The organism is Ligilactobacillus apodemi DSM 16634 = JCM 16172, from assembly GCF_001434405.1.
Lineage (GTDB): Bacteria > Bacillota > Bacilli > Lactobacillales > Lactobacillaceae > Ligilactobacillus > Ligilactobacillus apodemi.
Genome location: NZ_AZFT01000053.1, coordinates 123,445 through 147,071, shown reverse-complemented (window position 1 = coordinate 147,071; position 23,627 = coordinate 123,445). Strand labels below are relative to the sequence as shown.

Genomic DNA, 23,627 nt, shown 5'->3' with positions numbered 1-23,627 from the left:
TATATATGTACTAATATAGCTTTCCCTTTCTAAATATATTTTAACGCTACTTGCATTAAAAATGTAAAAAGCGTTCTACCGGTAAAATAAAAACTGTCGCTCCCCCGACTTCTATTTCTAAGGGATAAGTTGTTTCAGCTTGACCTTCGACATTTACGGGTGGAACTAAGTACTCTCCACGTTTTGATGAAGATTGCTTAATGATCTCTAAAACTTCATCCACCCGTTCGTCATCGATCCCGATCATAAAGGTTGTATTACCTGAACGTAAAAAGCCCCCAGTCGTTGAAAGCTTAGTTGCCCGTACATCAGCTTCAATAAAGGCATTACTTAATTGATTACTGTCCTTATCTTGCACAACTGCAATGATCATTTTCATTTTAAACACCCCTATTAAACTTTTGCTGCAATACCGCATAAGTATCTGCTACTACATCAGCTAATGGCTGACTAGCATCGATCTTGACGATTCGTTTAGGATACTTTTGTGCTAACTGTTGGTAAGCATTAGCTACAGTATGATAAAAATCCAACTGTTCTTTATCTAAACGATTTATCTCATTTTGACGATTTTTTTTGATCCGTTTCAAGCCTAATTCTGGTTCGATCTCCAGATAAAAAGTCAAATCTGGTTCTAATCCGGCTGTGGCAAATTTATTCATTTCTGCCACTTCAGCGATCCCGATCTTTCTTCCAGCCCCTTGATACACTAACGAACTATCAACAAAGCGATCACACAAGACCAATTTCCCAGCTGCTAATGCTGGTAGTACAGTTTCGACTAAGTGTTGCCGCCGAGCAGCAGCATATAACAACGCCTCAGTTCGTTCATCCATCTCCGTAAAACGCACATCTAAAATAATATTACGAATCTGCTCAGAAATTCGATTTCCACCTGGTTCACGTGTCCGTAAATAATCGATTCCAGCTGCTTTTAACTTTTCTTCGATTTGATTTATTACACTTGTTTTTCCTGACCCATCGGTTCCTTCAAACGTTACAAAAAGTCCATTCACCTTCAAAACCCCATTTTTATTTACTGCTTTCATTTTACTTTAACATCATTACACTGTCTATTGCTTACTTTTCAAACTAAAAAGCCTGTCAGATCAGTTAGACTGTTTTGACAGACTTTTACTTAATTAATAATCAAGCACTGAGGCCTGAATATGACCTTTTACTTTTCGAAGTTTAGCTTCGCGATATAAAAATTCATATCTAGCTTTAGCCAAAGCAACCTCAGCGATCAATTCTTCATCAACATCATAAACTGCAGCTTTAGTTTGCCGAGCATGATCCCAGCCTAGTTTGGCATTATCAATATCTTGTAACAAAAGCTCATTGTATGCTCTTCTGAGTTTTTGTTTCTTTTTTCCAAACATTGCTTCCACCTCACTAGATTTCTTGTCTACCTTCGATCGCTTTAAACAGCGTCATTTCATCAGCATATTCAATATCACTACCTACCGCTAAGCCGTGAGCCAAACGAGTTGTCACGATGCCAGAAGGTTTGATCAAACGAGAAATGTAGGTTGCCGTAGCTTCTCCTTCAGGCGTCGCATTGGTAGCCAAAATAATTTCTTTGATCGCATCATTTTGTTGCAATCTTTTAACTAAACTAGTGATATTGATATCTTCTGGACCCTTACCCTCAATTGGGGATAAAACTCCGTGTAATACATGGTACAACCCGTGATATTCACGCATTTTTTCCAAAGCCATTACGTCTTTGACTTGTTCAACCACGATCACTTGACTTTGATCACGTGACTTATCAGCACAGATCGCACATGGATCACTTTCAGTAATATTGCCACAAATCTTGCAGTAATGTAGGTCATTTTTAGCCGAGATCAAAGCTTTTGAAAATGAAACAACATCACTTTGATCCATATCGATCGTGTAAAAGGCAAGGCGGGTTGCCGTTTTTTCACCAATTCCTGGTAATTTTAAATAACTATCGATCAGTTTAGCGATCGGTTCTGGATATTGCATCACACATCTCTTCTTTCAAACAATTAAGTTAAAGGTTAGAATCCTGGCATGTTATGGGAATATTTACCCATTGTTTTTTGTGTTTGATCATCAATTTTGACCATAGCATCGTTGACCGCCATAATGATCAAATCTTGTAACATATCAACGTCATCTGGATCAACTGCTTCTTCTTTGATTGCAATATCAGTCATTTTATGATCCCCGGTAAATTTTACAACTACGGCATCATCAGAAGCATGTCCTTCAAAGACCGTCGCATGTAATTCTTCTTGATCCTTTTGCATTTGTTTTTGCAATTTTTGCATTTGTTTCATCATACCTTGCATGTTCATCCCACGCATCATAATAAATCATCCTTTCAAAAGTTAATCATTTTTTATTTCAATCAAATCAGCACCAAATAATTCTTGTGCCTTAGAAACGATTGGGGGCACTGTTTGAGTTTTAGATACTTCTTCTTTTTTAGTAGCTTCATTACTAGCGGTGCCATGTTCACTTAAGTAACGCTGCCGGATCTCAGGCCAACGATTGCCAGGAATAAATATCAATTTTGGTGCTTCACCTAGCAAGCGACTCAAATTATTTTCTAGTACATCTTGCAATTCTTGATCAGCTTGAGCTCGTTGACACAAAATATCGTACTCAAAGCCGATCACGATTCCACCTTTCCCAGCAGCAACCGGTTGGGCAACATTCATCAAAGCGCGTTGCGTAACATTTAACATGTTCAGCAAATCGCCCCAAAGCTCACGCACTTGGAGTAACTCGCTTTTGGAAGCTTGACTTAAAACTTCATAGATTTTACTTAAATTGAGCTTTACTTCGCCAGTTTGTGACTGTGGGCGCGCAACTTTTTTAGGCTTAGCCACAGTTACTTTGGCACCACTTGAATTTTGTAGCTCTTTAAAGCTTTTTTCTAACTCATTTAACTGCTTTTGTAGTTGGGAAACTTTAGCATCAGTTGCAGGGTCAGAAGAGATCTGGGCTTTAGCGACTGGCACTTCACGACTACGTAAGCGTGATAATTTGACCGTTAGTACTTCCAAATATACCGATTCGTGCGAAGTAAAACGCATATTTTCTTGTTGTTCATTTAAAATATCGATCATTTGATAAAGTAATTCTGGGTCGACTTCACTGGCAAACTGTTTAAAATCATCATCTAACATTCCCAGCTCGCTTTCTTCAACGATCTGAGGTGCTTGTTGATATAACAAAAGATCACGACAGTAGTTTATCAGATCCTCGATCATGCGCGTGGCATCCTTACCATCTTCTAAAATATCATGGATCGTTGCTAACGCACTACTTGTATCTTTGGCAACCACTTGATGTAAAAATTTAGTCAAATTATCCCGTGTTACACTTCCCGTTACCAACAGTGCGTTATCCATTGTGACTTCATTATCACCAAACGAAAGCACTTGATCTAAAATACTCAAGGCATCACGCATTCCACCTTCAGCAGCTTTAGCAATAACTTTAAGTGCCTTTTCATCATAGGACAGATTTTTTTGTTGCAAAATGTATTCCATCCGTTGCAAGATTGCTTGCGGAGTAATGCGCTTAAAGTCAAAGCGTTGCGTCCGTGAAATGATCGTAGTCGGGATCTTATGTGGTTCGGTCGTTGCTAAAATAAAAACAACATTTGCCGGTGGTTCTTCTAACGTTTTTAATAAGGCATTAAAAGCTCCAGTCGAAAGCATATGGACTTCATCAATGATATATACCTTGTAATCCGCTTGCGTCGGAGCATATTTTGCCTTATCGCGAATATCACGGATCTCTTCGACGCCATTGTTTGAGGCAGCATCAATTTCGATCACATCGTTTAGACGCCCTGCGGTAATGGCTTGACAAGTCTCACATTCATTGCAAGGTTCGCCATCTTTTTGATAACGACAATTGATCGCCTTAGCAAAAATTTTAGCGGCCGATGTCTTACCAGTTCCTCGTGGGCCAGTAAACAAATAGGCATGTGTTGTCTGTTTAGTCATTAGCGCATTTTTTAACGTCTTAGTGATAAATTCTTGTCCCACTAAGTCATCAAAAACTTGCGGACGCCAGACACGGTATAAAGCCTGATAGCTCATCAACTATTGCTTCCTTTCTTAGTCTAAAAAAAAATCTCGATCGAGTGAGACGACCGAGAGTCTAATTTCATATTAACTTAAGGCACAAGCTGAACCAAACTTAGTGCTGCTTCCTTCCGGACCTGACACAATTCGTAAGGACAACATTGCCTTAAGGCCTTACGGCATATTCTATATTACATGAAATTAAATAAAATATCCAGTCTTTAAATCAATTATTTTTATTTTTTACGTAGTTTAGCAAAAAAATCACTCAAAATTTGACTGCATTCTGTGCGTAAAAGCCCTTTTTCAACTTGGACGCAATGATTGAACCGTGGATCAGTCAAAAGATTCATCAAAGTTCCAGCAGTTCCAGCTTTTTCATCTGGTGCTCCATAATAAACTTTAGCGATTCGTGAATTGATGATCGCACCACTACACATTGGGCAAGGTTCTAGCGTCACATACAACTCAGCTTCAGGCAAACGCCAACTTTGTAAAGCGTCATTTGCTTGACTGATTGCGATCATTTCGGCATGCTTTTCCGCTTGAGCCGTTGTTTCACGCAGATTATGCCCCCGACCAATGATCTTTCCTTGGTAAACAACGACACAACCAATCGGAACTTCCCCTAATTGTACTGCTTTTTTAGCTTCCCTTAGCGCTTCTTGCATGTAGAAAACTTGCTCTTTCATCCTTCTTTTACACTCTGTAAAATGAAATAACCCTTATCCTTTAAGATCACTTCACAATTACCAAAAACTTCCGTCATTTTTTTCTTGGCAGAAGGGGCGCCTTGCTTCTTTTGTAACACAGCAATCAAAGTGCCTCCTACCTTTAGATGGTCATAGGCATTCGCTAAAATGTCATGGACAACTTGCTTGCCAGCACGGATCGGTGGATTAGTTACAATTGCCTCATAATCATCAGCCTTTACGTTCGTATAAGCATTTGATTCATAAATCGACACATTGGCAACTTGATTTTGAGCCGCATTCTTTTTAGCAAGTTCAAGCGCTAACTCATTAACATCAACCAAATCAAAATGCGCTTCAGGATTTTTCTTAGCTAAAGCTAGCCCAATTGGGCCATAGCCACAACCCACATCAAGCACTTTGCCAGTAAAAGAAGTGTTACTAAGGGCAGCTAACAACACCCGAGAACCATAATCAACGGTATTCTTGGAAAATACACCGTTATCCGTCACAAAGGAAAAATCGTTGCCTAACAATTCAAAATTCCAATTTTTTTCCTCGTGTTCTACCGTTGGATTTTTTGAATAATAATGATTTTCCATCTAGTCACCCTTTTTCATTTTTATACCTACTAATTATAACATAATGCCCCTAACCACTAAACCATTGGCTAACGATTCTTTTAGCGATTGATCCGACTACGATTTTCTAAAACTAAGTTACCTAAATAGCGATATAATGGTAAAATATCTAAACTTTTTGGAAATTCAAATTTTACCGTCTTTAAGACCTCATCATGTGGCTTTTGATAAACATTTTCTAAAAATGTGATCTCAATTTCACTATCATCGACCCCAAAGCCAGCAGTTTCAACAGTAACATCCACGATTCCATCTAGATAAATCGAATGATAGGCTACTTTTTTCCCTGTAGCACCTTGCTTATCAACAAAAATAATACGGTAATTAGTAAATAGTAAAGCATCTCTGATCAAACGATACCCACTATTGATCATTTCTTCTTCAAATAAAAAGTCACCATATTTTTGGGTAAGTTCTCGCACACTAACTTCAGAATAATTACCTAACGCACCTTGAACTAAATTTTTAAACAATTTGATCACCTCTAACTTTTATTTCTTCTCAAATATTAACCAATCTTGGTCAATTGAGCCAGTATTATGCACAAAAAAAGCGCACCAAAATCGGTACACTTTTTAGGGGGATATCTTGGTGGGCAAAAAAGCTTTGATTGCCCAATTTACAAGGATATGTAATGCGCTTGATCGGAATTGAACCGATGACCTACCGCTTAGGAGGCGGTTGCTCTATCCTGCTGAGCTACAAGCGCAAAATTGGAATAGCCGTCCAAAACAACTATTCCATTATAGGAAGAAACATGTGCAAAGTCAATTGCTCTAGTAGCCTACTTCGATCTCTTTTAAAAGTTTCATGAAGTTACGCCGCCTAATACTTTGTGCGATCGGTTTGAAGAAAAATTCCTTTAGTTTTGATACTTGGCGCTTAGCAAAACTTTGCTCCGAATATTCAACTTGGACAAGATCTGCAGCTAAAGCAGTCAATTCATACGCTTCACGTTTGACATAGCCGTCAGTTTCAACTTGAATATGATAACTTTGGTCAGGAACTACCTTGATCACGCTCAAATCAGCTTTCGTTTGGCGGTCAAGTTTAGTGGCGTAACTCAAACCGTTTAGATCAGCAACCGTTAATTCTTGCCCTGTTTCTTGCTTAACATCATAAATCACGGTATCGACCAATCGCTGGAATAAGTACTCTGCCGAAACATTTAATTTCATTGAAATCTTCATATTCTCTTCCTCTTTCCGTCAATTTACCGTTAGTATACCATTTAATCAACTTGTACCAATAGACTTCTTACTTTTTCTTACGCTTTCCTTTATTTTTTTGGTCACGTTTACGTTTTTTCTTATGCTTCTTCTTTTCTGTGACGATTTTTTTAGGTTCAACTGTGTTTTGCTTTCTTTTAGCGCGCACTTCTTTTTTGACTTTTGCCTTGACTTGCGTTCTTAATTTAACTAATTCTTCTTGATCATCGATAAGTTGTCGTTGATATAGATAGCCTGCCCTAATATCATAACCTTCATCTTTGATTAATTGTTTAAACAAGCGCAGATCATGCTCATTTCCAAGATCCACTACGATCCCGTCTGCTCCCATCCGTCCAGTCCTACCCACACGATGAATATAAGTGTTGGTATCTTTTGGAAGGTCATAATTAACAACTGCCGGTAGATCCGGAATATCTAGTCCACGCGCAGCCACATCTGTCGTCAACAAAAGTGAGATTTCACGTTTTTTTAAGGCACGTAAGGCTTGTTCACGTTCAACTTGTCGTTGTTCACTATTTAAACGAGCGACTGAAACATTACTGTGCTTTAATTTTTCAAAAACATCATTCAAAGTTGCACTTTGTTTGAAAAATACTAACGCAAAAAAGCCTTCAACTTGGGCTAATTTTCGCAACATTTCACTGCGCTTTCTTTGTGGTGTTTCTAATAAATAATGCACCACTTCGCCTTGAGTATGATCTTCATTTCTAACATCTACGACAACCGGTTCTACACCAAACCACCGGTGTAACTCAGAAAAAATCGGCGCTTTTGTCGCTGAGAAAAAGGAAAGTGACGTTTCTCCTGGAGCATGAGAAATTATTTCGCGACAGTCAGCTAACGTCTCTTTTTCACCTAAAAGATCATCAGCTTCATCAAAAACCACTGCAACTAATTTATGCAACTTTAATTTTTTATCATTAATCAAGTTAAGTAACCGACCCGGAGTTCCGATTACTATTTCCGGGCGTTTCTTTAGTTTTTCGATCTGGCGTTTGACGTTAGCACCACCGATCAAGGCTAAAACGTTTAAATCAATCAGTTTAGCCCAAGGACGAATCACATTTGTCAATTGCGCCGCTAATTCTTGTGAAGGTGCCACAACTAGTAGCTGAGTTCCATCCCCCGGCAAAAGTTGTTCTAATAACGGCAAAGTGTATGCTAATGTTTTCCCCGAGCCAGTAGGAGCGAGCCCTAACACATTTTCACCTTTAGCTAAAAGTGCTTGCGTTTTAGCTTGGATCGGCGAAAGTTCCTTAAAGCCTTGTTCTTCAAAATACGCTGTAAATTTTTGATTCATAATTGCCTTTCTTACCGGTCAACATATGGTTCATCTGCCAAAAATTTAATTCCTGCACTTTGACGCAATTCGTAAAGTACTTTATTTACTTCGACTGCATATGCTAACCAATCTTGTTGTAACTGCTTATTTTCAAGTGAATCAGTTTCGCTCAATACGGCTGCAAATGCTTCTGCTTCTGCAAGCATTGGGTTTTGAGCTGGATCCACTGATAACATTGTAACATTTCCAGTCGCATCGACCAATTCAACTTTTTGTAATTCGGCTGCATTATCCATTCTGATCGTTTCTTTTAGCCCGTAAATTTCACCAGGCAATTCAGAATTGGCGGTTTTCCCCATATTCAAGACAACGTTGAAGTCTGGGTATTCCAAAATTGCTGTGCCCGCACCGTCGATCCCATTGCGCAACTTGACAGGATAATAGTGCGAACTTTGTGGGATGCCAAACCAAGCAATTGCATCATAGACCAAATAAACCCCTAGATCTTGTAAGGCTCCACCAGAATAGCTCAAAGAAAAGACATTTGGTTCTTCGCCTGCTAAAAACTGATCATAACGTGAAGAATATTTTTCATATGTTAGGTTAGCTCCTTGAATAACTGGCAATTGTTTAATCTGAGCTTTTATCGTCTTAAAATTAGGCTCATGCAAATGACGGGCGGCTTCAAAGCAATAGATCTCAGGATGTTTATGCAATTTCTCTAATAATTGCTTCATTTCAAACGGATTTGAACACATTGGCTTTTCCACAATAATATGCTTACCTGCTTCAATTGCTTGTAGGGTTTGTTCAAAATGTAAACTATTAGGCGAAGCAATATATACCACTTCAAAACTACCTTTTGTAAAAAATTCAGTTAAATCAGAAAAACATTCTGAAACATGGGTAAATTTTTGCCCAAAAGCTTGGGCCTTTTCTTTAGTTCGGGAATAAATGCTTGTCAATTCAAATTTACCAGTTGCTTCAGCCGCCGAAATAAACTGCTCTGTGATCCAATTTGTACCAATAATACCTAATTTCATTTGTGACCCCTTCCTTTCTTTTCTATCCTTATAGTAAATCATCCTTTTATGACTTACATTTCTTTTGCTCAAAGCAACTTAATTCTTTAACATTTTTGTTGCGTTTAAATGACAAAATTTCCTTTATATTTCATTTTGCGATATTCTCCCTATTTTACTACTGCTTAACAAAAAATCGTGGTATATTATATTCAATAAGAATTCTTGGAGGGATCGAAGCGATGAAACGCAAGGGCTTGATTGACTTAGGCCAAATTTTATTCAGTAATGTGATCAAGAAAAAAGCATCACCAAAAGCTGAGCAATCAACGGTCTATACCGGTAACTGGCAATTTACTGATGAACTTAGTCACCGTAAACACTGCCTTAAGATCACAGCTGACTTGCGTATCCTGATCGATCGTCGTGAATTAGCCGGACAAGTTGAAAGTCTGACAAATAAGGAACTTGTCTTTTTAGACGGCTATGGTTATCATCTGCGAATCGATGCAGTTGATGGTAAACCGATCAGCGTTTATGATGAAGCTGATAACCGTGTTTATGAATTAGTTGAAGATGCTACGACTGATACTCCTAAATGTGAAGATCGCTAATAACCGTTTGTCATAAGACGACGGTTTTTTATTTGCTCAATTTTCTTTATCTCCGATCAAAAGCGAAACACCATTTCGAGTCACTAAATAATCAACTTTCCAAGCATGGATGTCTCGCGGAAAGTCTTTTACCCAAACCTTTAAGGCACTTGGTCGTTTAGTTTTATCATAATAATAATCAAAATGACGCTTACGATCATCAAAGATCAAATTTAATTCTTGCCACGCACTTTCCATGCCACCAAAGCTTTTAATTATCGCTATTAGTTCTTCGACTTGAGGTTGCAACCGCAGACACAATTTTGTCTTTCGCCAATTCAAAGTACTATCATTAATTACAGCTTTTACTTCAAAATGTCCGTGAAACATGTGGCCAGCAATATTTTCTAACTTAAGTGTCGGGCAAACAAAGGAGACTTTTTTTGTGTCAGCTTCAAGCCAAAAATCGCCAATAAGTGTCTGTAACTCATCTATTTTACGAAAAGGAAAGTGACTTAACCCACATTCATTTTCAGTGAGCACAAACTTATTTTTGACTCGTTTAATAATCTTTTTGAGCTTATTAAACGGGTATGGAGCCGCTGCTTTGGTTGCGTAGATTATTTTTTTGACCGTAGCCTCTAGTTCAACATTTTGTGGCCCCACTGGCACGATGACTTGATCACCAACTTGAATGGTTTCATCTTCACACAAATAACTATAGGTTTGGAAAGACTCATTGAAACTAACCGCACAAAATTTGTATTTTTGATCACTATTATGGTAACAATTTTCGATCTGCGTTAACAATTGTAATAAATAGCCATTAGCCAACATCTGCAATAAGATTCCCTTACAAAAGCGATCTTGTTGGACATTTTCAACTAAAATAGCTAATAAGACCGACAATTTTGCAGAACTCAAATCTGCATTCAATGCATCAGTGATCCCATTTTCTTTCAAAATATCGGCTGGCTCAATCGAATTCCATTCCGAATATTGATTACTGAAGCGATGAACCTCTTGCATGAAATCGGTCAAACAGACTGGATATTTAACCCGGGAAAAGTAGTTGTTTTCCAAGACTAATTCTGTAAGATCGACTTTGACTAACTGTTCTTTCCAACTAAGTAACCTTTTTAACTCATACATTACCCTTTCCCCCTTGCTTATTTTCCTTACATTTAAGCACAAAAAAGTATCGAGTACCAATATTTTGATACTAAAAAATCCCTAAGTTAGCAAATTTCACCTAACTTAGAGATTCAAGACTTTATTTACGTAGTTGCGCTTCTTTTTCTTTCAAAAATAAACTTACACATTCGTCTAAAGAGAGCCCTGTTTCATCAGCTAAAATCGCTAGCCACCATACTGATTCGCCGATCTTTAGTGCTAATTTATCGTCACTAGTTTTCGGCCAACGACCTTCTTTATCCATTACCAAGCGCCCTACTAAAGCAGCATCAGTTAAAAAAGCTAAGGCATCTTCTTCAGTCGTCCAATGTGAACCATGATATTTTTCTTCTAAAGCATGATATAGCTCACGAATGTCCTTAGAACGTTTAGTTACTTCGGTTAAGTCCATAATATTACTCCTTTGTCGCTTGACCTGTGGCATAATTTATCTTGATACCCTTTTGTACATTGGGTACAAATACATTATACTCTAATGTCCCATCACTTGACTTAGCTTCAATATGAGCTCCTGATGGAACTAGATTATTGCCACTATAAAGATCGGTCACACGATAACGGACTGTCTTATTTTTATCTAATGCCTTACGAACTTGACTTTCAAAATAATTTTGTCCAGTCGAGTAACTAGCATTAGCTTGGTTAGCCCAAGCAGTTTGGGTCGCAATGTTTTTAGGGTTACTTTCGCTTGCATCAAAGCCACGAATGTTTCCTACTAACGCATAGCCTAATAAATGCCCCCGATCATAAGCATGATTATATGCCCCACTTAAATTAGTTAATTGTCTAAAGCCTTGAGGTCTCCAACTAGTTGAACCATTATTAGTCTGCGTTCGACTTTTATATTGCCGAGTTGTCCGATTTAGCAAAGCATTAGCAACAGTTGGCCGCTTTAAGCTATCAACTTGATTGGTCGCATAAGGCGCACTGGAAACTTTTGCCTTTAAATTTGTTTTATTATTATTGATAATAAACGCTCCACTACCGTTCCACTTAATGTTTTGTGACCCACCTAATTGTTTTACGACATCGTCACTTAAAACACTACGCGCTAATTCTTGATCTGGTGTACTCTTTTTGAGTTTACCAGTTGAACTAGAATAGTAGCGATACGTGCGGGCCTGCACATTATTAGCACTAGTCGCAAGTGCTGATGGTGCTGTAACACTTACCAATAATAACGAGGCCACTAACCCCGTGAGTAATTTTTTAAACTTCATCATTTTCCCCTCAAAAAAAGACCAACAGATAAATCCATTGGTCTTTTCTGCTTTATTTATCATTATTAAAGAATGTTGATATTGTGCTTACGGCATTCTTCGATCATTTCTTGTGGCCAAATACTTGCTTGAACTTCACCCACATGAGCTTTACCTAATAAAAGCATACACAAACGGGATTGGCCGATCCCACCACCGATCGTATATGGTAACTCGCCCTTTAAGATCATTTGATGGTAAGGTAATTCTTTGCGGTCCAATGCGTCGGCAGCTTCTAATTGCTTAAGCATTGCATCCTCATCGACCCGGATTCCCATACTTGAAAGTTCTAAACGGCAGTTAAGCGGTTCATACCAAAATAAGATATCCCCGTTTAAACTCCAATCATCATAGTCAGGCGCACGACCATCGTGTTTGACCCCACTCTTTAATTTGCCACCGATCTGCATTAAAAAGACAGCGCCGTGTTCTTTACAGATTGCGTCTTCCCGTTCTTCTGGTGTCAATTTAGGATACATATCTTCTAATTCTTGGGTCGTGATAAAGAAAATATCATCTGGTAACTTATTGACCGCTTCAGGATATTTATACCAAACTTCATTTTCCATGTGTTTGATAACCTTAAAGATTCGACGTACTGTATCTTCAAGCGTCGCAACATTTCTTTCATCTTTGGCAATGATTTTTTCCCAATCCCATTGGTCAACGTAACTTGAATGATAGTTATCCAACTCTTCATCTTTTCTAATCGCATTCATGTTGGTATATAAACCTTCATGCATCGTAAAACCATATTGTTTTAGCGCCATTCGTTTCCATTTTGCTAAAGAATGGACGACTTCAATGGTATCGTTTGGAAGACTCTCCATCGTAAATGAGACCGGTGTTTCATACCCATTCAAATTATCATTCAACCCCGAACTCTTTTCTAAATACATTGGTGCTGAAACACGAGATAATCCAAGCTCTTTACCAAATTCATCTTGAAACGTTTCGCGAATATAACGGATCGCTTCTTGCGTTTTCTTAACGTCGAGCTTTGGATCATAGTCTTTTGGAATGATAAGATCCATAAAACGTCATCCTTTCTTAATTAGTTATTTTTAATTTTACCCTAAAATAAATTAAATGCAATCCTTTTATTTTTTAAAACTTATTGTCTTAACTTTCTCTGTAATCTGTGCTTCAGAATATTGTTGCATCACCCGATAGATTTCACCTTCGATATTATAACGACTTGCTTGATTGTGACCTAGATTTTTTAAAGCTAATTCAACGTAACGCATAAATTGTTCTTGTGTCATCTTATTTCCCCTAATTGGCTTTTCATTTGTTCCAACGCAATTGAAATTCAGTTTCGCCCGTACTCTCATCTTCTTGCCATGAAATCTCTGTAAAACCTTGGCGCGCATAAAACTTACGCGCCAATACATTTTTTTGATAAACATGTAATTTCAAAGTCTGTCTAACTTTTTTAGCTTGTGCAAGTAACTTTTTCCCAATTCCTTTTCCTTGATACGCCGGTGCAACAAAGATACCTGCTAAATAATTGTCTTGGAGCCCGATAAAACCTAAAACTTGCTCATTTTCGCAGTAAACATAAAGCTCTGCTTGTGGTAAAGCCTCCTTGACCGCAGCGTAATTTTTATGCCAATAATCGGCAGCAATAAAATCATGAGCTTGTAAATTAGCGCTCAACCAAAGTTGCATTACTTGCTCAAGCTCTTCAGTTTTAAATTTACGAATCATTTTTTCTTCCTCTTTTCAATGTTATAATAATTGTACACAATACAAAAAGCGAGGTAACGCCCATGGACCAACAAGTCACTGAATATATCGCACGCATCGATGATCAAGATCATCAGCTCATCTTTCACGATTTAATTTCATGGATGCTGACTGAATTTCCCGACCTTACCTTAGAATACAAGTGGAATCAGCCAATGTTTACTCACCATGGAACTTTTATCATTGGCTTTAGCGTTGCTACTAAACATTTTACGGTAGCACCAGAAATGCGGACTTTTGCACATTTTTTGACACAGATCGAAGCCTTAAAACTCAAACATGGCAAAAAGACTTTCCAAATTCAATTCGGTAAAGACATTCCTTATGATCTGCTACGTGAAATGATCAATTATACTTTTGATGATAAAAAAGACGTCACCACTTTTTGGGATAAACGTACGATCGGTGAATAAAAAAGAGCCCTAACCATCAACTAGTTAGGGCTCTTTTAGACTAAAGTTCCCTCAAAACAAAATCATATTGGAGTATTTATCTCTACGCCTGTGACTTGCGAATTTGTTCCGTCAACGGTTCATAAGGGCTGAGCAGTAAGAGCGACTCACTACTTCCTTATGCTTTACTAGACCGTGGCAAGCATCTCAGCTTCCAACATCAACCCGAACATTCAGCATTACATAGTGACTTGTATGTTATTTGCCGTTTTGAGCGATGTCCCCACTTCTTTTCTTATACTGTTATTTCTAACATTCACAGCAACACACTTATTTGGAAATTACCAACGGAAACTGTATTCATCCCTAAATATCAGCAATATTGGCTTCTTCTCACTGAGCGTCTATTATCGTGTAGAAAAGTTCAGTACGTTAATTCTGGGCCACATTTGCATATTTCTTTGCCTCTTTTGCGGTTACAAAACTCCATAATGTCACCACTACTTCGATAGTCACCAGCCAGTATCCCAACTAGTAAGCTACGAGGACTTATTCTCCAAAATATCTTAGCGAAGTGTTCAACTTCTCTGCACTAAGTTCAATATGATCTTGTTTTCAAAGAACTTTAGTATTCCTATTATACTCATCTTATCCACTTTGACAAGTGTTTTTTTTACAAAAAACCCCTCTTGCTATCAAAATCAAGCTAGAGGGAAGATCAGCTGTTCAATTATAACTACGCCTCTTTTGTCTTAGCAAAAGCCAAGTAACCACAAGCTACGGCACCTAATGCGACAAAAATAATAGCTGCAATCATGTTACCCTTAGCAACCATCGTAATTGCGATCGTTGCAAATAAACTAATGATCGTCAATAAGATACCTGATTTTTGTAGTGTGTTAAGTTCGTTGAATTTGTCTTTGAATCCAATAGCTAACATCAATGAACCTGCAAATGAACCTAAACCAAAGAGTACGTGTAAAACGATAAATAACATGCTCATCTCAGCACCTCCTTTTCTTTCTTTTATCTAAAATATACAGGATATGTTAAGTAAATACAACTTCTTTGTCTTTTACACAACATTTCCGTACTAATTCAAGTTTCTTATAATTGTCTATTTTCTACCAAGCACAATATAATTTGGTTAACGTAAAATGATCAGCACTGATAATTATGAAAGGAACTATATTAATATGATTGAATCTTATTTACTAGAACAATTATTGGCTTTCGAAAAGTTTGGAACTCTCTCAAAAGCAGCTCAATTTATTCATATGTCTCAACCTTCACTTAGTTTGTCCATGAAGAGATTAGAAGATCTCATTGGAGTTCCTCTCTTTACGCGAACTAAGAATCGGATCATTTTAAATGAAAACGGTCAGTTATTAGTCAAGTACGCGCATGAGTTACTTGACTTTGAAAGAAATATGATCCAACAAATCCGTTTAGCTGAAGTAAGCCAACATGAATTACATTACGCAAGCATCTCACCAACACCTGTTTTTTTACTAGATTCAATTTTACAACAGTTATCCACTAAAAAGGTCAAAACACAACTCATTGATGACAACGACCTTCTTTTTAGTAGCTTACTAGAAGATAAGGTCGAGTTTATTATTTCAACTACTACACCCAAAAATCCTAAGCTAGCCACCATTCGCTTATTTCAAGAGCAATTATATCTAAGCGTTGATCCCACTCACTTACTGGCTACTAAGAAAAACATAACTTTTCAAGACATCGCCACCGAAAATATCCTTTTATTCAAAAATATTGGCTTTTGGATGAACGTTTGTCGCTTTCGGCTTCCAAGCGCAAATTTTTTAATCATGGATAATTTTGAAGTTTTCACCAAAGTTGCTGATACAGGTAACTTTCCACATTTCACTTCTAACGTGATGCAAAAATTACTTACATCACCTGACAATAAGGTCCTTTTACCGCTTGAAGAAAAAGATAGTATTGTGACATACTATTTAATTTTTAAAAAGCAATATCAAGATACGTTAGCCCCCATATTGACCCACCTAAACTCACATCCTATTATCTAACATTAAATACATTTATAAGGTGTCTTTTTTTAGGCGGGCTAAGACTAAAGCAATCCAAACTGAGATCAACGCAGGTAACAAAAAGATTATCAAATCAGCAGGATCCGTTAAATTTAGTGCACTGATATCACTAGCTGTTACTTTTTCTTTTTTCAAAGCACCTAAAAAATTATCAAACACTACTTGATAAACAGTCACATAGATCAAGCCCCATTGGATCATATACTCACATAAAATTTGAACTTGAGTTGAGATCTTAAATTTAGCATCCAAAAAATGATTTAGCCAGTACAAAATGATCCCATTTATGATGGCAATAATTAAGATTCCCAAAAATAAAACTCCGATCCCCTCATTTAACACTTGTGCAAGTGGGGTCATAAAAAATATTAGTACCAGCAATTCAAATAAAATGCCCCCCCAACAGGGTTTCAATGCTAACTAAAAGGAAAGCTTGGATAATTTTTAAAGATTTTTTCTTACCTAAACCTGCTAAAAAACCAGATAATATGATCAATGCTACTAAAATAAAAACTGCCATAAAATCCCCTTTTCTATTTAATAAAATCCCTATAAAAAAGATCATGACAAGAACGCCTGCCATGATCTCTAATCAAGTATTCGATCACTTCTTGTGATAAGTTTCTGGCAACAATATAATTGCCACCAAATATATCATTGACACAATGATATAGAAAATATTTGCCGATAGCAAGCCCCCTACACCAAGGACCATACTCCAAATGACATTTAAAATGGTATAAAAACCATAAGTCAAAGCCCAGATCACCCCGAATAATAAGGTCGATTTTTGTGGATTCATATTTGGCAATTCATGTGGAATGTTCAAGTAGATCGGATATTGTGTAAATAACAAGATCCCACTGATAAATAATAAAATATACGCTATACTTGGCGCGCTTTTTATGAAACACAGGGCTAAAGCAACCGTTACGATCACTGCACTACCTAACGCCAAAAGAATCGGACGTCGTTTACGTTCAATTTTGATCTTTAACATTAATAACGTTCCCACAATGCCACCACCCGAAACTGCACAAATCATCGCCCCAGGACGAAAAGCAGGATACGCTTCCGCTAATGTTGGTGGCAAACTCGTTAAGGTCATAACGTATAAAAATAAAAAGGCTCCAAATCCCAGCGCAAATTTCCAAACAAAGGGATCTTTGATCGCTTTACCATAACTGTAATCATTAGCAACATCATTACTTGAGCTAGTTTCAAAATTTTGTGCCTTAAAAAGCCAGATCACAAAAAATAAAATACTAAAAGCAGCCACACAGCTCAAGGTAAGCCGCCAATTATAACGTAAGGCTTGCGCAAAGAAAACAAAGGCGATCGCCATGATAAAGGCACCGATATTATATGAAGCAGTAATAAATGATGAATAAAAAATCTTTTGTTCTCTAGCCACAAAACGTACAACTAACGGATTCATGTAAACCATGATCATTGAACCACCTAAAGCCATGATCATTCGAGCAGCAATATATAACCAATAATTAGGCATCCAAACTGCAACCAAAGAAAAAGCTAACAAACACAGGGCTAACTGACCAGCACGCTTGATCCCTAATTTCATTAAAAAGAGTGCGGCTAAAAAGTTGGCCACTACGCGTGCGATCGTGATCGTATAATTAACAACTTGACTTAAAACCGGGGAAACTTCGCCCCCAAAATATGTCTGGATGATCTCTGGTCCAAGATTAGACCCTCCAACCCAACTTGCGGCAAAGGTCACATAAGCAGCAAATAGGGTGAAAAACATTAAGATCCCAGTTCTATGACTAACCTCTTTCATAAAAATCCCCTACCATTTCTTGTCCTGCCAACAAAAACACAAGCATACTATCCCCCTTTTTAACTAGCACTTCTTAAAACTTAATAATTATATCTGCAAAACCCAGAACTAATAATAATTCAAAATTACCCCCCTAAAAACCCTACTAATAATGGATTTTTCAAACAAAGAAGTTGAAAGCGCTATAATAATTTGTACATCTTTATTTTATCTTTTTAAGTATAAATTAGTCTAGTAAAAGCGCTTTTATACAAAATAAAAAAGCCAGTTGCCCGACTTTTTTCAGTTATTAATTTTCAATTTAGGTCCGGCGACTGAGCTTATGGTAGCCTAGTCCTAAAATAAATCCTAGGATACTAAATGGCAACCAAGCAAAACCAATGCTAAAGAGCGGTAACCACTTTTGCGCAAAGTCTAGTAAAATTTGAACCAAAGTCGTTTCACTTAAGACTGGCGGTAAAGCTTTTAGCATATCAAAGATTGCAGGTACCAAAGTGAATATGGTCGTAATTCGATAAACTAGCTTGTCATTATCAAACATTGATGATGTTAGTCCTAAAATGATCAAAGAGATCGAAAGTGGATAAAGAAACATTAGCACTGGGATCGACCAAGTAATAATGAGATCTAACCCTAAATTCGCTACTAAAAAGGACAAAAAGCAATTAAAAATCAAAAATTGTTTGTAAGAAAACCGGGGAAATCTTTGGTGAAAATCTTGAGCAAAAGCGATCACCAAACCCATTGCAGTCGTTAAACATCCTACTGTAGCTAAAAGGGCCAATAACACATTTCCTAAATTACCTAAATAATAGCGCGAAATCTGAGTTAACGTAACACCGCCGTTATCAGCTAATTTAAATTGATTCAAAGAAGTTGCCCCTAAGAAGATCAAGGCTACGTAAACAAGTGCGATTCCTAAAATCCCAAAAGTACCTGCTTTTGCGGTGGCTAATGAGATCTGCTTGGCATCTTTAACGCCCATCATTTTGATCGCCGTAATGATCGTGATCCCAAAAGCTAAGGCAGCCAAAGCATCCATTGTGTTATAACCTTCTAAAAAGCCGTTAGCAAATGCAGCCGTGATGTAATCTGTCGTTGGTTTTCCTGCCATTGAATTTCCCATTGGTGAAAAGATCCCCAGTAAGAAAATAATCAATAAAAGCCCTAGAAAAAGTGGGTTTAACAACTTACCGATCGAGCTTAAAATTTTACTTTGTCGCACGGAAAATGTATACACGATCAAAAAGAAAAGCGCCGAATAAATTGCTAAAGCCAAACTATTAAATTCTTTGGGAATATAGGGCTCGATCCCTAACGCATATGAAACAGTCGCTGTCCGTGGGGTCGCAAAAAGTGGTCCTAAAGTTGCGTGGACCAAGATCAAAAAAATCAACGCATATCGCGGACTGATCGGCTTAGCTAAATCATAGATCCCACCACTTTTAGTGGCACTGATCGCTAAAATTGCTAGTAAAGGGATACAAACCCCTGAGAGCAAAAAGCCTAGTGCAGCCGTGATCCAGTTGCCACCAGCTAATTGGCCTAAGTGCACAGGAAAAATCAAATTTCCCGCACCAAAAAACATCCCAAAAATCAATGATGCAATGATCAAATAATCACTTAATTTTAATTGTCTATCTTTCATAAATAAATCTCCTCACATTTATCACTAAATTTTAGAGATCTTAGCTAAGATTCAACATCAACTGTAATAAAAAAGCGCCCTTTCAGTAAAACTGAAAGGACGCCAATTAGCGCGTTACCACCTTTATTCATGAAAATATCACTATTTTCACCTTACCCCGTACTGCAAATGCAAGACGTTGACGCTATAAAGGGCGCACCCATTCAAAACTTCGCTAATTGGCGTCGCATTGACCACTCAGAGCTTACTTTCACTGAGACAGACCCTTATCTCCTTACACTAACTGAGACTCGCTTAAAAGGTAATCCATCAAAGTTACTCTTCTCTTCAACGTGTTTCACTACATTGATTAACTTGTTTATTATCTTAACTTGATTCTAATTCAATGTCAATATTTTTATTATATTTTTTTAATAAAAAATCCCTAGTTCGACATTTTACTAGTCAAACTAGGGAAAATAAGCTCAAGTTAATTAACTAATTCACTTAAATTTTCAGCAATATCACCAACAATTTGGATGATTTGTGGTTCTAATTGCACTGGGTATTCGAAACGTTGGGCATTAAAGGTAATAAATTCTGCCTGAGGATTTTGGCTTGTCATCTGCAAGAATGGGTACTTAATGATCCCAGGAGTATTCATCCCTACCCCAAGTTCGAGATAAACGATCTTCTTTTGCTCGTTTTCAGCCAAGAATTTTTCGTAGCGAGCTTGTGCTTTATGCCAGCCTTCATCTTCAACGAAACGATTATCGATCCGTAAGTTCATGGTCATATCAGCCCCACATTTAGGACACTTAGGAATTAACTCTGTGGGGATCTTCATGTCCTTTTGTTGTTCCACCATCTTTTTAATGATCGCTTCATTATCATAAGTTTCATTATGACACGGAACTGAACATTGGAACAAACCATAGTCACCTTGAGTATAGAACAATCTTTCTTTATCAAAGCCAGCTTTTTGCGTTTGATGATCAACATTTGTTGTTAGCACAAAATAATTTTTATCTTTAACTAATTTCAAGAGATCTAGGTATGGCTTTAAGGCTTTTGGTTTGTAACGATTGATATAAACATGTCTGCTCCACCAAGCCCAGTATTCTTCTTTAGTTTGAAAAGGATAAAAGCCACCGCTATACATATCTGTAATGCCGTACTTATCCTTAAAATCAGCGAAATGTTTTTCAAATCGTGGACCAAAATACTGCAACCCAGCTGCTGCCGACATACCTGCACCGATCCCAATCAAAATTACATCTGCATCTTCGATAAATTCCTTAACCTCGGCTAAGGAGTTCTTGGTAGATTTTTTTGTCATTTTCTTTGAAAATATTGAATACCACCTTCATTTTACTTTGACTTTTTGCTAAAAATTCTTCAACTGTACTAATTGCGATCTTAGCCGCTTCTTCATTTGGAAAATGGAACTCTCCCGTTGAGATACAACAAAAGGCGATGCTAGCTAAATTCTTTTTCTCTGCTAATTCCAAACATGAAAGATATGATGAAGCTAGGAGCGCTTTATGTTCTTCGGTCAATTCACCACTAACGATCGGCCCGACCGTGTGGATGACGTATTTACTAGGAAGATTGTAAGCCGCCGTGATCTTTGCTTGCCCCGTTGATTCAAGATGTCCTTGGGCTTGCATCAAGTCAAAGCATTCACTGCGCAGTTGCATCCCGGCAAAAGTATGGATCGCATTATCGATACATTTATGGTTAGGTGCAAAACAGCCTAGCATTTGACTGTTTGCAGCATTAACGATCGCGTCTACTTCTAGTGTTGTAATGTCACCTTGCCAAAGATAGATCTGCTCACCTTTTATCGGAGTCAAATCGGATAATTTAGTTACTTTTTTACCTGCTAATTCGGCTTTTAAATACGCATCTTGAACCATCAAAAAATCATCTGAAATTTCTTTTGGTTCACGAATATTCATCAATGCACGTAATAATGTTTTTTGCCCTTCTTCATCAGTTGGGATCGTGACTCCGCTAAGTCGAGCATCTTCGGCTAACAGAGCCTTGATCAAATATAATCTCCGCTCTTCTTGTGTCATTTATATCACCAGTTTCTTATTTTATTGATTAAAATTTACCATTATCGTTAGCTTTTTCGGCAGAAATCGGTTCGATCACATCCCAGTGTTCTGCGATAAAACCATTTTCGATCCGGAAAAGATCATAAAAGGCAACATGTTGCCCAGCAAATTCACCTTCACTAACTGAAAGTACAAAGTCATTTTGAGCTAAAATTTGATAAGTCTTGTAATAAACCATGCTCATACCTTGTTTTTCCATTTCAGCTAAGGCATCTAAGAGACCTAAAAGACCATCAGCCACACCAGGGTTATGTTGGAGATACTTTTCTTCAGTCACACCGTCAAAGTAACTGTTCATCTTATCTGATGCTTGACCATGTAATACATCATAGATAAAATTTGTGGCGATTTCACGAGAAGTTTCAGTATCGGCATCTTCCACTACTGTTGCCACACCATCGACCAATGTCCGACCACTTGGGTTTGGTGGTGTCATTTCTTGAATGTTATCCCAGTGTTCTGCGATCAAGCCGTTTTCATTAAAGCAGAAGATGTCAAAGGCTACTTTTTCACCTTCACCAGCTAAGTTATAAACATTGTGAAGAAATACCTTGTCACCATCTTCAAAAGCTCGAATCGTCTTAACTGTTGTTTTTTCAGGCGCTTGTGCAAGTTTGTTTACCAAAGCTACAAAAGCGTCGCGACCAGTTTCTTGAGCTTGATTATGTTGGATGTAGTTTTCTTCAAGTAATGAAGTAGCTAATGCAGCATCACCAGATGCAAGAGTTGATACAAGATTTTTTGCGTTTTGAATATTTGTTGACATGATTAAATTCTCCTTATTACTTCAAATTCGTTTGGATGTAACTATAGTCGTTACATCCGATAAATTTAGTATATAACAGATCTGTTGTAATTCAAATAGTTACAACTAACTTTTTTTAATTTTTTTGGTAAAAAGCTCTATAAACGCCTATATATAGGGATTTATTTCTGAAATTTTTTTATAAAATAAGATCCCCTAAGTCTATTTTTCTAACTTAGGGGATCTTATTATGATCTATTTTTAATTGATTTTTTCATATGCTTCGGTCATCACATCAGCTAAAGTTTGATCTTTTAGCTGGCTTTCCAAAGCATTTTGTGCTTCAACTAAGCGGTGATCTAAAATACTGTGAATATTTTTACCTACTGGGCAATCTGGATTAGGATTATCATGGAAGTTAAACAACAATGCGTTAGGACTAACCTCGACTGCACGATAAACATCTAACAAATTGACTTCTGTCAAAGGCTTAACGATCTTAGCACCACCACTACCACGTTTAACTTCAACGATTCCAGCTTCTTTTAGTTGCGATAAAATTCGCCGAATAACTACCGGGTTTACTCCGATACTATTAGCTAAGCAACTACTAGTTACTTTTTCATCTTTAAAAACTTCCATTGCGACTAACATGTGTAAACTGATTGAAAAACGACTCGATAGTTGCATACTCTTTCCCTTCTATCTATGTGAATTGATATCACCAGGAAAATGAACGAGAACTTGCAGGGGTCGTCGAAAGGTCAAAGACTTGTCCACTGCCATGTTCTAATTTAAATACTTGAAGTGTCTTTTGTTCATTTTCACTAGGATACTGGGATTTTACGATTTCGTTCATATATGGATTTTCTTGTAAAATCTCAGCCAGTTTTTCTTGTCCAATACAGATGGCTGAACTATTAAGCGTCACTGATTGTTTTTGTAAAGAATTTTCACCTGTAGTAACACCTGTGATCGAAACTTTAGGATGCTTCATTAAACTCCGATAAAGTCGCTTGCGACTCGAAGTCATGAAATAAAGTGTCGTCCCTTCAAGTAACATCATATCAACGATCCGTGTTTCCGGATCACCATTTCATCGACCGTAGCTAATACAGTTGAAT

The 23,627-nt window shown here is 37.4% G+C and carries 31 protein-coding genes, 1 tRNA gene and 1 other RNA gene; 3 read left to right on the top strand and 30 right to left on the bottom strand.

Annotation, left to right across the window (positions count from 1 at the left end; translation table 11 throughout):
• Positions 1 to 55 precede the first annotated feature (55 nt).
• From FC32_RS06050 to FC32_RS05990, 14 genes are all read right to left on the bottom strand, one after another.
• Positions 56 to 379 carry a cyclic-di-AMP receptor gene (locus FC32_RS06050; protein ID WP_025086591.1) on the bottom strand — a complete coding sequence of 108 codons (324 nt, stop codon included), beginning with the start codon at positions 377 to 379 and terminating at the stop codon, positions 56 to 58.
• 1 nt (position 380) lies between these two features.
• Positions 381 to 1,016, bottom strand: coding sequence for a dTMP kinase (tmk, locus tag FC32_RS06045; protein WP_025086590.1), 636 nt, complete (start codon positions 1,014 to 1,016; stop codon positions 381 to 383).
• 126 nt (positions 1,017 to 1,142) lie between these two features.
• Complete coding sequence (locus FC32_RS06040; protein ID WP_025086589.1) at positions 1,143 to 1,382, bottom strand: YaaL family protein; 240 nt, start codon at positions 1,380 to 1,382, stop codon at positions 1,143 to 1,145.
• 13 nt (positions 1,383 to 1,395) lie between these two features.
• Complete coding sequence (recR, locus tag FC32_RS06035; protein ID WP_056957322.1) at positions 1,396 to 1,995, bottom strand: recombination mediator RecR; 600 nt, start codon at positions 1,993 to 1,995, stop codon at positions 1,396 to 1,398.
• A 35-nt stretch (positions 1,996 to 2,030) separates the two neighbouring features.
• Positions 2,031 to 2,345, bottom strand: a complete 315-nt coding sequence (locus tag FC32_RS06030; protein ID WP_155891425.1) for a YbaB/EbfC family nucleoid-associated protein — start codon at positions 2,343 to 2,345, stop codon at positions 2,031 to 2,033.
• Positions 2,346 to 2,363: 18 nt separating this feature from the next.
• Positions 2,364 to 4,091, bottom strand: a complete 1,728-nt coding sequence (gene dnaX, locus FC32_RS06025; RefSeq protein ID WP_025086587.1) for a DNA polymerase III subunit gamma/tau — start codon at positions 4,089 to 4,091, stop codon at positions 2,364 to 2,366.
• 71 nt (positions 4,092 to 4,162) lie between these two features.
• Positions 4,163 to 4,249: signal recognition particle sRNA small type (ffs, locus tag FC32_RS10405), an RNA gene on the bottom strand.
• Between the two features lie 63 nt (positions 4,250 to 4,312).
• On the bottom strand, positions 4,313 to 4,768 hold the full coding sequence (gene tadA, locus FC32_RS06020) for a tRNA adenosine(34) deaminase TadA (protein WP_025086586.1): 456 nt from the start codon (positions 4,766 to 4,768) through the stop codon (positions 4,313 to 4,315).
• Complete coding sequence (locus FC32_RS06015; RefSeq protein WP_025086585.1) at positions 4,765 to 5,370, bottom strand: class I SAM-dependent methyltransferase; 606 nt, start codon at positions 5,368 to 5,370, stop codon at positions 4,765 to 4,767. Before FC32_RS06015 ends, tadA begins: the two co-directional genes overlap by 4 nt.
• Positions 5,371 to 5,450: 80 nt before the next feature.
• Positions 5,451 to 5,882: a PH domain-containing protein gene (locus FC32_RS06010; protein WP_081780036.1), complete on the bottom strand. Its 432-nt coding sequence runs from the start codon at positions 5,880 to 5,882 to the stop codon at positions 5,451 to 5,453.
• A 162-nt stretch (positions 5,883 to 6,044) separates the two neighbouring features.
• Positions 6,045 to 6,118: transfer RNA gene (locus tag FC32_RS06005), tRNA-Arg, on the bottom strand.
• A gap of 67 nt (positions 6,119 to 6,185) precedes the next feature.
• Positions 6,186 to 6,599: a DUF3284 domain-containing protein gene (locus FC32_RS06000; protein ID WP_025086583.1), complete on the bottom strand. Its 414-nt coding sequence runs from the start codon at positions 6,597 to 6,599 to the stop codon at positions 6,186 to 6,188.
• A 67-nt stretch (positions 6,600 to 6,666) separates the two neighbouring features.
• Positions 6,667 to 7,941, bottom strand: coding sequence for a DEAD/DEAH box helicase (locus FC32_RS05995; protein WP_025086582.1), 1,275 nt, complete (start codon positions 7,939 to 7,941; stop codon positions 6,667 to 6,669).
• 11 nt (positions 7,942 to 7,952) lie between these two features.
• On the bottom strand, positions 7,953 to 8,966 hold the full coding sequence (locus FC32_RS05990; protein WP_025086581.1) for a Gfo/Idh/MocA family protein: 1,014 nt from the start codon (positions 8,964 to 8,966) through the stop codon (positions 7,953 to 7,955).
• A gap of 221 nt (positions 8,967 to 9,187) precedes the next feature.
• Between FC32_RS05990 and FC32_RS05985 the strand changes: the two genes are divergently transcribed.
• Positions 9,188 to 9,559: a DUF4828 domain-containing protein gene (locus FC32_RS05985; RefSeq protein ID WP_025086580.1), complete on the top strand. Its 372-nt coding sequence runs from the start codon at positions 9,188 to 9,190 to the stop codon at positions 9,557 to 9,559.
• A 36-nt stretch (positions 9,560 to 9,595) separates the two neighbouring features.
• Here FC32_RS05985 and FC32_RS05980 read toward each other — a convergent pair whose 3' ends face one another.
• From FC32_RS05980 to FC32_RS05960, 6 genes are all read right to left on the bottom strand, one after another.
• The gene (locus tag FC32_RS05980) at positions 9,596 to 10,690 is read right to left on the bottom strand and encodes a DUF6508 domain-containing protein (protein ID WP_025086579.1); all 1,095 of its coding nucleotides are present in this window, start codon (positions 10,688 to 10,690) and stop codon (positions 9,596 to 9,598) included.
• Positions 10,691 to 10,811: 121 nt separating this feature from the next.
• A complete protein-coding gene (locus tag FC32_RS05975; RefSeq protein WP_025086578.1) occupies positions 10,812 to 11,123 on the bottom strand; it encodes a nucleoside triphosphate pyrophosphohydrolase family protein in 312 nt (103 codons plus the stop codon).
• Between the two features lie 4 nt (positions 11,124 to 11,127).
• Positions 11,128 to 11,952 carry a DNA/RNA non-specific endonuclease gene (locus FC32_RS05970; protein WP_025086577.1) on the bottom strand — a complete coding sequence of 275 codons (825 nt, stop codon included), beginning with the start codon at positions 11,950 to 11,952 and terminating at the stop codon, positions 11,128 to 11,130.
• Positions 11,953 to 12,017: 65 nt separating this feature from the next.
• Positions 12,018 to 13,025: an aspartate--ammonia ligase gene (gene asnA / locus FC32_RS05965; RefSeq protein ID WP_025086576.1), complete on the bottom strand. Its 1,008-nt coding sequence runs from the start codon at positions 13,023 to 13,025 to the stop codon at positions 12,018 to 12,020.
• Between the two features lie 66 nt (positions 13,026 to 13,091).
• Positions 13,092 to 13,256 carry a hypothetical protein gene (locus FC32_RS10795; RefSeq protein ID WP_167330255.1) on the bottom strand — a complete coding sequence of 55 codons (165 nt, stop codon included), beginning with the start codon at positions 13,254 to 13,256 and terminating at the stop codon, positions 13,092 to 13,094.
• A gap of 22 nt (positions 13,257 to 13,278) precedes the next feature.
• Positions 13,279 to 13,701 carry a GNAT family N-acetyltransferase gene (locus tag FC32_RS05960; protein WP_025086575.1) on the bottom strand — a complete coding sequence of 141 codons (423 nt, stop codon included), beginning with the start codon at positions 13,699 to 13,701 and terminating at the stop codon, positions 13,279 to 13,281.
• A 62-nt stretch (positions 13,702 to 13,763) separates the two neighbouring features.
• On the opposite strand from FC32_RS05960, the gene FC32_RS05955 reads away from it, so the two are divergent.
• On the top strand, positions 13,764 to 14,153 hold the full coding sequence (locus tag FC32_RS05955) for an iron chaperone (RefSeq protein WP_025086574.1): 390 nt from the start codon (positions 13,764 to 13,766) through the stop codon (positions 14,151 to 14,153).
• A 715-nt stretch (positions 14,154 to 14,868) separates the two neighbouring features.
• Here FC32_RS05955 and FC32_RS05950 read toward each other — a convergent pair.
• Positions 14,869 to 15,135: a hypothetical protein gene (locus FC32_RS05950; RefSeq protein ID WP_025086573.1), complete on the bottom strand. Its 267-nt coding sequence runs from the start codon at positions 15,133 to 15,135 to the stop codon at positions 14,869 to 14,871.
• 193 nt (positions 15,136 to 15,328) lie between these two features.
• Here FC32_RS05950 and FC32_RS05945 point away from each other — a divergent pair, with 193 nt between their 5' ends.
• Complete coding sequence (locus FC32_RS05945) at positions 15,329 to 16,186, top strand: LysR family transcriptional regulator (protein ID WP_025086572.1); 858 nt, start codon at positions 15,329 to 15,331, stop codon at positions 16,184 to 16,186.
• Between the two features lie 12 nt (positions 16,187 to 16,198).
• Here FC32_RS05945 and FC32_RS05940 read toward each other — a convergent pair whose 3' ends face one another.
• From FC32_RS05940 to FC32_RS05900, 9 genes are all read right to left on the bottom strand, one after another.
• A complete protein-coding gene (locus FC32_RS05940) occupies positions 16,199 to 16,588 on the bottom strand; it encodes an SA1002 family membrane protein (RefSeq protein ID WP_156399010.1) in 390 nt (129 codons plus the stop codon).
• A gap of 1 nt (position 16,589) precedes the next feature.
• A complete protein-coding gene (locus tag FC32_RS05935; RefSeq protein ID WP_155891422.1) occupies positions 16,590 to 16,772 on the bottom strand; it encodes a hypothetical protein in 183 nt (60 codons plus the stop codon).
• 39 nt (positions 16,773 to 16,811) lie between these two features.
• The gene (locus FC32_RS05930) at positions 16,812 to 18,008 is read right to left on the bottom strand and encodes an MFS transporter (RefSeq protein WP_056957320.1); all 1,197 of its coding nucleotides are present in this window, start codon (positions 18,006 to 18,008) and stop codon (positions 16,812 to 16,814) included.
• Positions 18,009 to 18,309: 301 nt separating this feature from the next.
• The gene (gene brnQ / locus FC32_RS05925) at positions 18,310 to 19,656 is read right to left on the bottom strand and encodes a branched-chain amino acid transport system II carrier protein (RefSeq protein WP_035459507.1); all 1,347 of its coding nucleotides are present in this window, start codon (positions 19,654 to 19,656) and stop codon (positions 18,310 to 18,312) included.
• 469 nt (positions 19,657 to 20,125) lie between these two features.
• Positions 20,126 to 20,974, bottom strand: a complete 849-nt coding sequence (locus FC32_RS05920) for an SIR2 family NAD-dependent protein deacylase (RefSeq protein WP_025086571.1) — start codon at positions 20,972 to 20,974, stop codon at positions 20,126 to 20,128.
• Positions 20,934 to 21,716 carry a protein-ADP-ribose hydrolase gene (locus tag FC32_RS05915; RefSeq protein ID WP_025086570.1) on the bottom strand — a complete coding sequence of 261 codons (783 nt, stop codon included), beginning with the start codon at positions 21,714 to 21,716 and terminating at the stop codon, positions 20,934 to 20,936. Before FC32_RS05915 ends, FC32_RS05920 begins: the two co-directional genes overlap by 41 nt.
• Before the next feature lie 28 nt (positions 21,717 to 21,744).
• The gene (locus FC32_RS05910; protein WP_025086569.1) at positions 21,745 to 22,524 is read right to left on the bottom strand and encodes a nuclear transport factor 2 family protein; all 780 of its coding nucleotides are present in this window, start codon (positions 22,522 to 22,524) and stop codon (positions 21,745 to 21,747) included.
• 240 nt (positions 22,525 to 22,764) lie between these two features.
• Positions 22,765 to 23,193, bottom strand: coding sequence for an Rrf2 family transcriptional regulator (locus FC32_RS05905; protein ID WP_025086568.1), 429 nt, complete (start codon positions 23,191 to 23,193; stop codon positions 22,765 to 22,767).
• Between the two features lie 31 nt (positions 23,194 to 23,224).
• Complete coding sequence (locus tag FC32_RS05900; RefSeq protein WP_155891421.1) at positions 23,225 to 23,569, bottom strand: hypothetical protein; 345 nt, start codon at positions 23,567 to 23,569, stop codon at positions 23,225 to 23,227.
• Positions 23,570 to 23,627 lie beyond the last annotated feature (58 nt).

Bases quoted from the DNA above. Each gene is read 5' to 3' on its own strand.
- FC32_RS06050 (WP_025086591.1), bottom strand. From the start codon at position 379: ATGAAAATGATCATTGCAGTTGTGCAAGATAAGGACAGTAATCAATTA.
- FC32_RS06040 (WP_025086589.1), bottom strand. From the start codon at position 1,382: ATGTTTGGAAAAAAGAAACAAAAACTCAGAAGAGCATACAATGAGCTT.
- recR (WP_056957322.1), bottom strand. From the start codon at position 1,995: ATGCAATATCCAGAACCGATCGCTAAACTGATCGATAGTTATTTAAAA.
- dnaX (WP_025086587.1), bottom strand. From the start codon at position 4,091: ATGAGCTATCAGGCTTTATACCGTGTCTGGCGTCCGCAAGTTTTTGAT.
- tadA (WP_025086586.1), bottom strand. From the start codon at position 4,768: ATGAAAGAGCAAGTTTTCTACATGCAAGAAGCGCTAAGGGAAGCTAAA.
- FC32_RS06015 (WP_025086585.1), bottom strand. From the start codon at position 5,370: ATGGAAAATCATTATTATTCAAAAAATCCAACGGTAGAACACGAGGAA.
- FC32_RS06000 (WP_025086583.1), bottom strand. From the start codon at position 6,599: ATGAAGATTTCAATGAAATTAAATGTTTCGGCAGAGTACTTATTCCAG.
- FC32_RS05995 (WP_025086582.1), bottom strand. From the start codon at position 7,941: ATGAATCAAAAATTTACAGCGTATTTTGAAGAACAAGGCTTTAAGGAA.
- FC32_RS05990 (WP_025086581.1), bottom strand. From the start codon at position 8,966: ATGAAATTAGGTATTATTGGTACAAATTGGATCACAGAGCAGTTTATT.
- FC32_RS05985 (WP_025086580.1), top strand. From the start codon at position 9,188: ATGAAACGCAAGGGCTTGATTGACTTAGGCCAAATTTTATTCAGTAAT.
- FC32_RS05980 (WP_025086579.1), bottom strand. From the start codon at position 10,690: ATGTATGAGTTAAAAAGGTTACTTAGTTGGAAAGAACAGTTAGTCAAA.
- FC32_RS05975 (WP_025086578.1), bottom strand. From the start codon at position 11,123: ATGGACTTAACCGAAGTAACTAAACGTTCTAAGGACATTCGTGAGCTA.
- FC32_RS05970 (WP_025086577.1), bottom strand. From the start codon at position 11,952: ATGAAGTTTAAAAAATTACTCACGGGGTTAGTGGCCTCGTTATTATTG.
- asnA (WP_025086576.1), bottom strand. From the start codon at position 13,025: ATGGATCTTATCATTCCAAAAGACTATGATCCAAAGCTCGACGTTAAG.
- FC32_RS10795 (WP_167330255.1), bottom strand. From the start codon at position 13,256: ATGACACAAGAACAATTTATGCGTTACGTTGAATTAGCTTTAAAAAAT.
- FC32_RS05960 (WP_025086575.1), bottom strand. From the start codon at position 13,701: ATGATTCGTAAATTTAAAACTGAAGAGCTTGAGCAAGTAATGCAACTT.
- FC32_RS05955 (WP_025086574.1), top strand. From the start codon at position 13,764: ATGGACCAACAAGTCACTGAATATATCGCACGCATCGATGATCAAGAT.
- FC32_RS05950 (WP_025086573.1), bottom strand. From the start codon at position 15,135: ATGAGCATGTTATTTATCGTTTTACACGTACTCTTTGGTTTAGGTTCA.
- FC32_RS05945 (WP_025086572.1), top strand. From the start codon at position 15,329: ATGATTGAATCTTATTTACTAGAACAATTATTGGCTTTCGAAAAGTTT.
- FC32_RS05935 (WP_155891422.1), bottom strand. From the start codon at position 16,772: ATGATCTTTTTTATAGGGATTTTATTAAATAGAAAAGGGGATTTTATG.
- FC32_RS05930 (WP_056957320.1), bottom strand. From the start codon at position 18,008: ATGAAAGAGGTTAGTCATAGAACTGGGATCTTAATGTTTTTCACCCTA.
- brnQ (WP_035459507.1), bottom strand. From the start codon at position 19,656: ATGAAAGATAGACAATTAAAATTAAGTGATTATTTGATCATTGCATCA.
- FC32_RS05920 (WP_025086571.1), bottom strand. From the start codon at position 20,974: ATGACAAAAAAATCTACCAAGAACTCCTTAGCCGAGGTTAAGGAATTT.
- FC32_RS05915 (WP_025086570.1), bottom strand. From the start codon at position 21,716: ATGACACAAGAAGAGCGGAGATTATATTTGATCAAGGCTCTGTTAGCC.
- FC32_RS05910 (WP_025086569.1), bottom strand. From the start codon at position 22,524: ATGTCAACAAATATTCAAAACGCAAAAAATCTTGTATCAACTCTTGCA.
- FC32_RS05905 (WP_025086568.1), bottom strand. From the start codon at position 23,193: ATGCAACTATCGAGTCGTTTTTCAATCAGTTTACACATGTTAGTCGCA.
- FC32_RS05900 (WP_155891421.1), bottom strand. From the start codon at position 23,569: ATGATGTTACTTGAAGGGACGACACTTTATTTCATGACTTCGAGTCGC.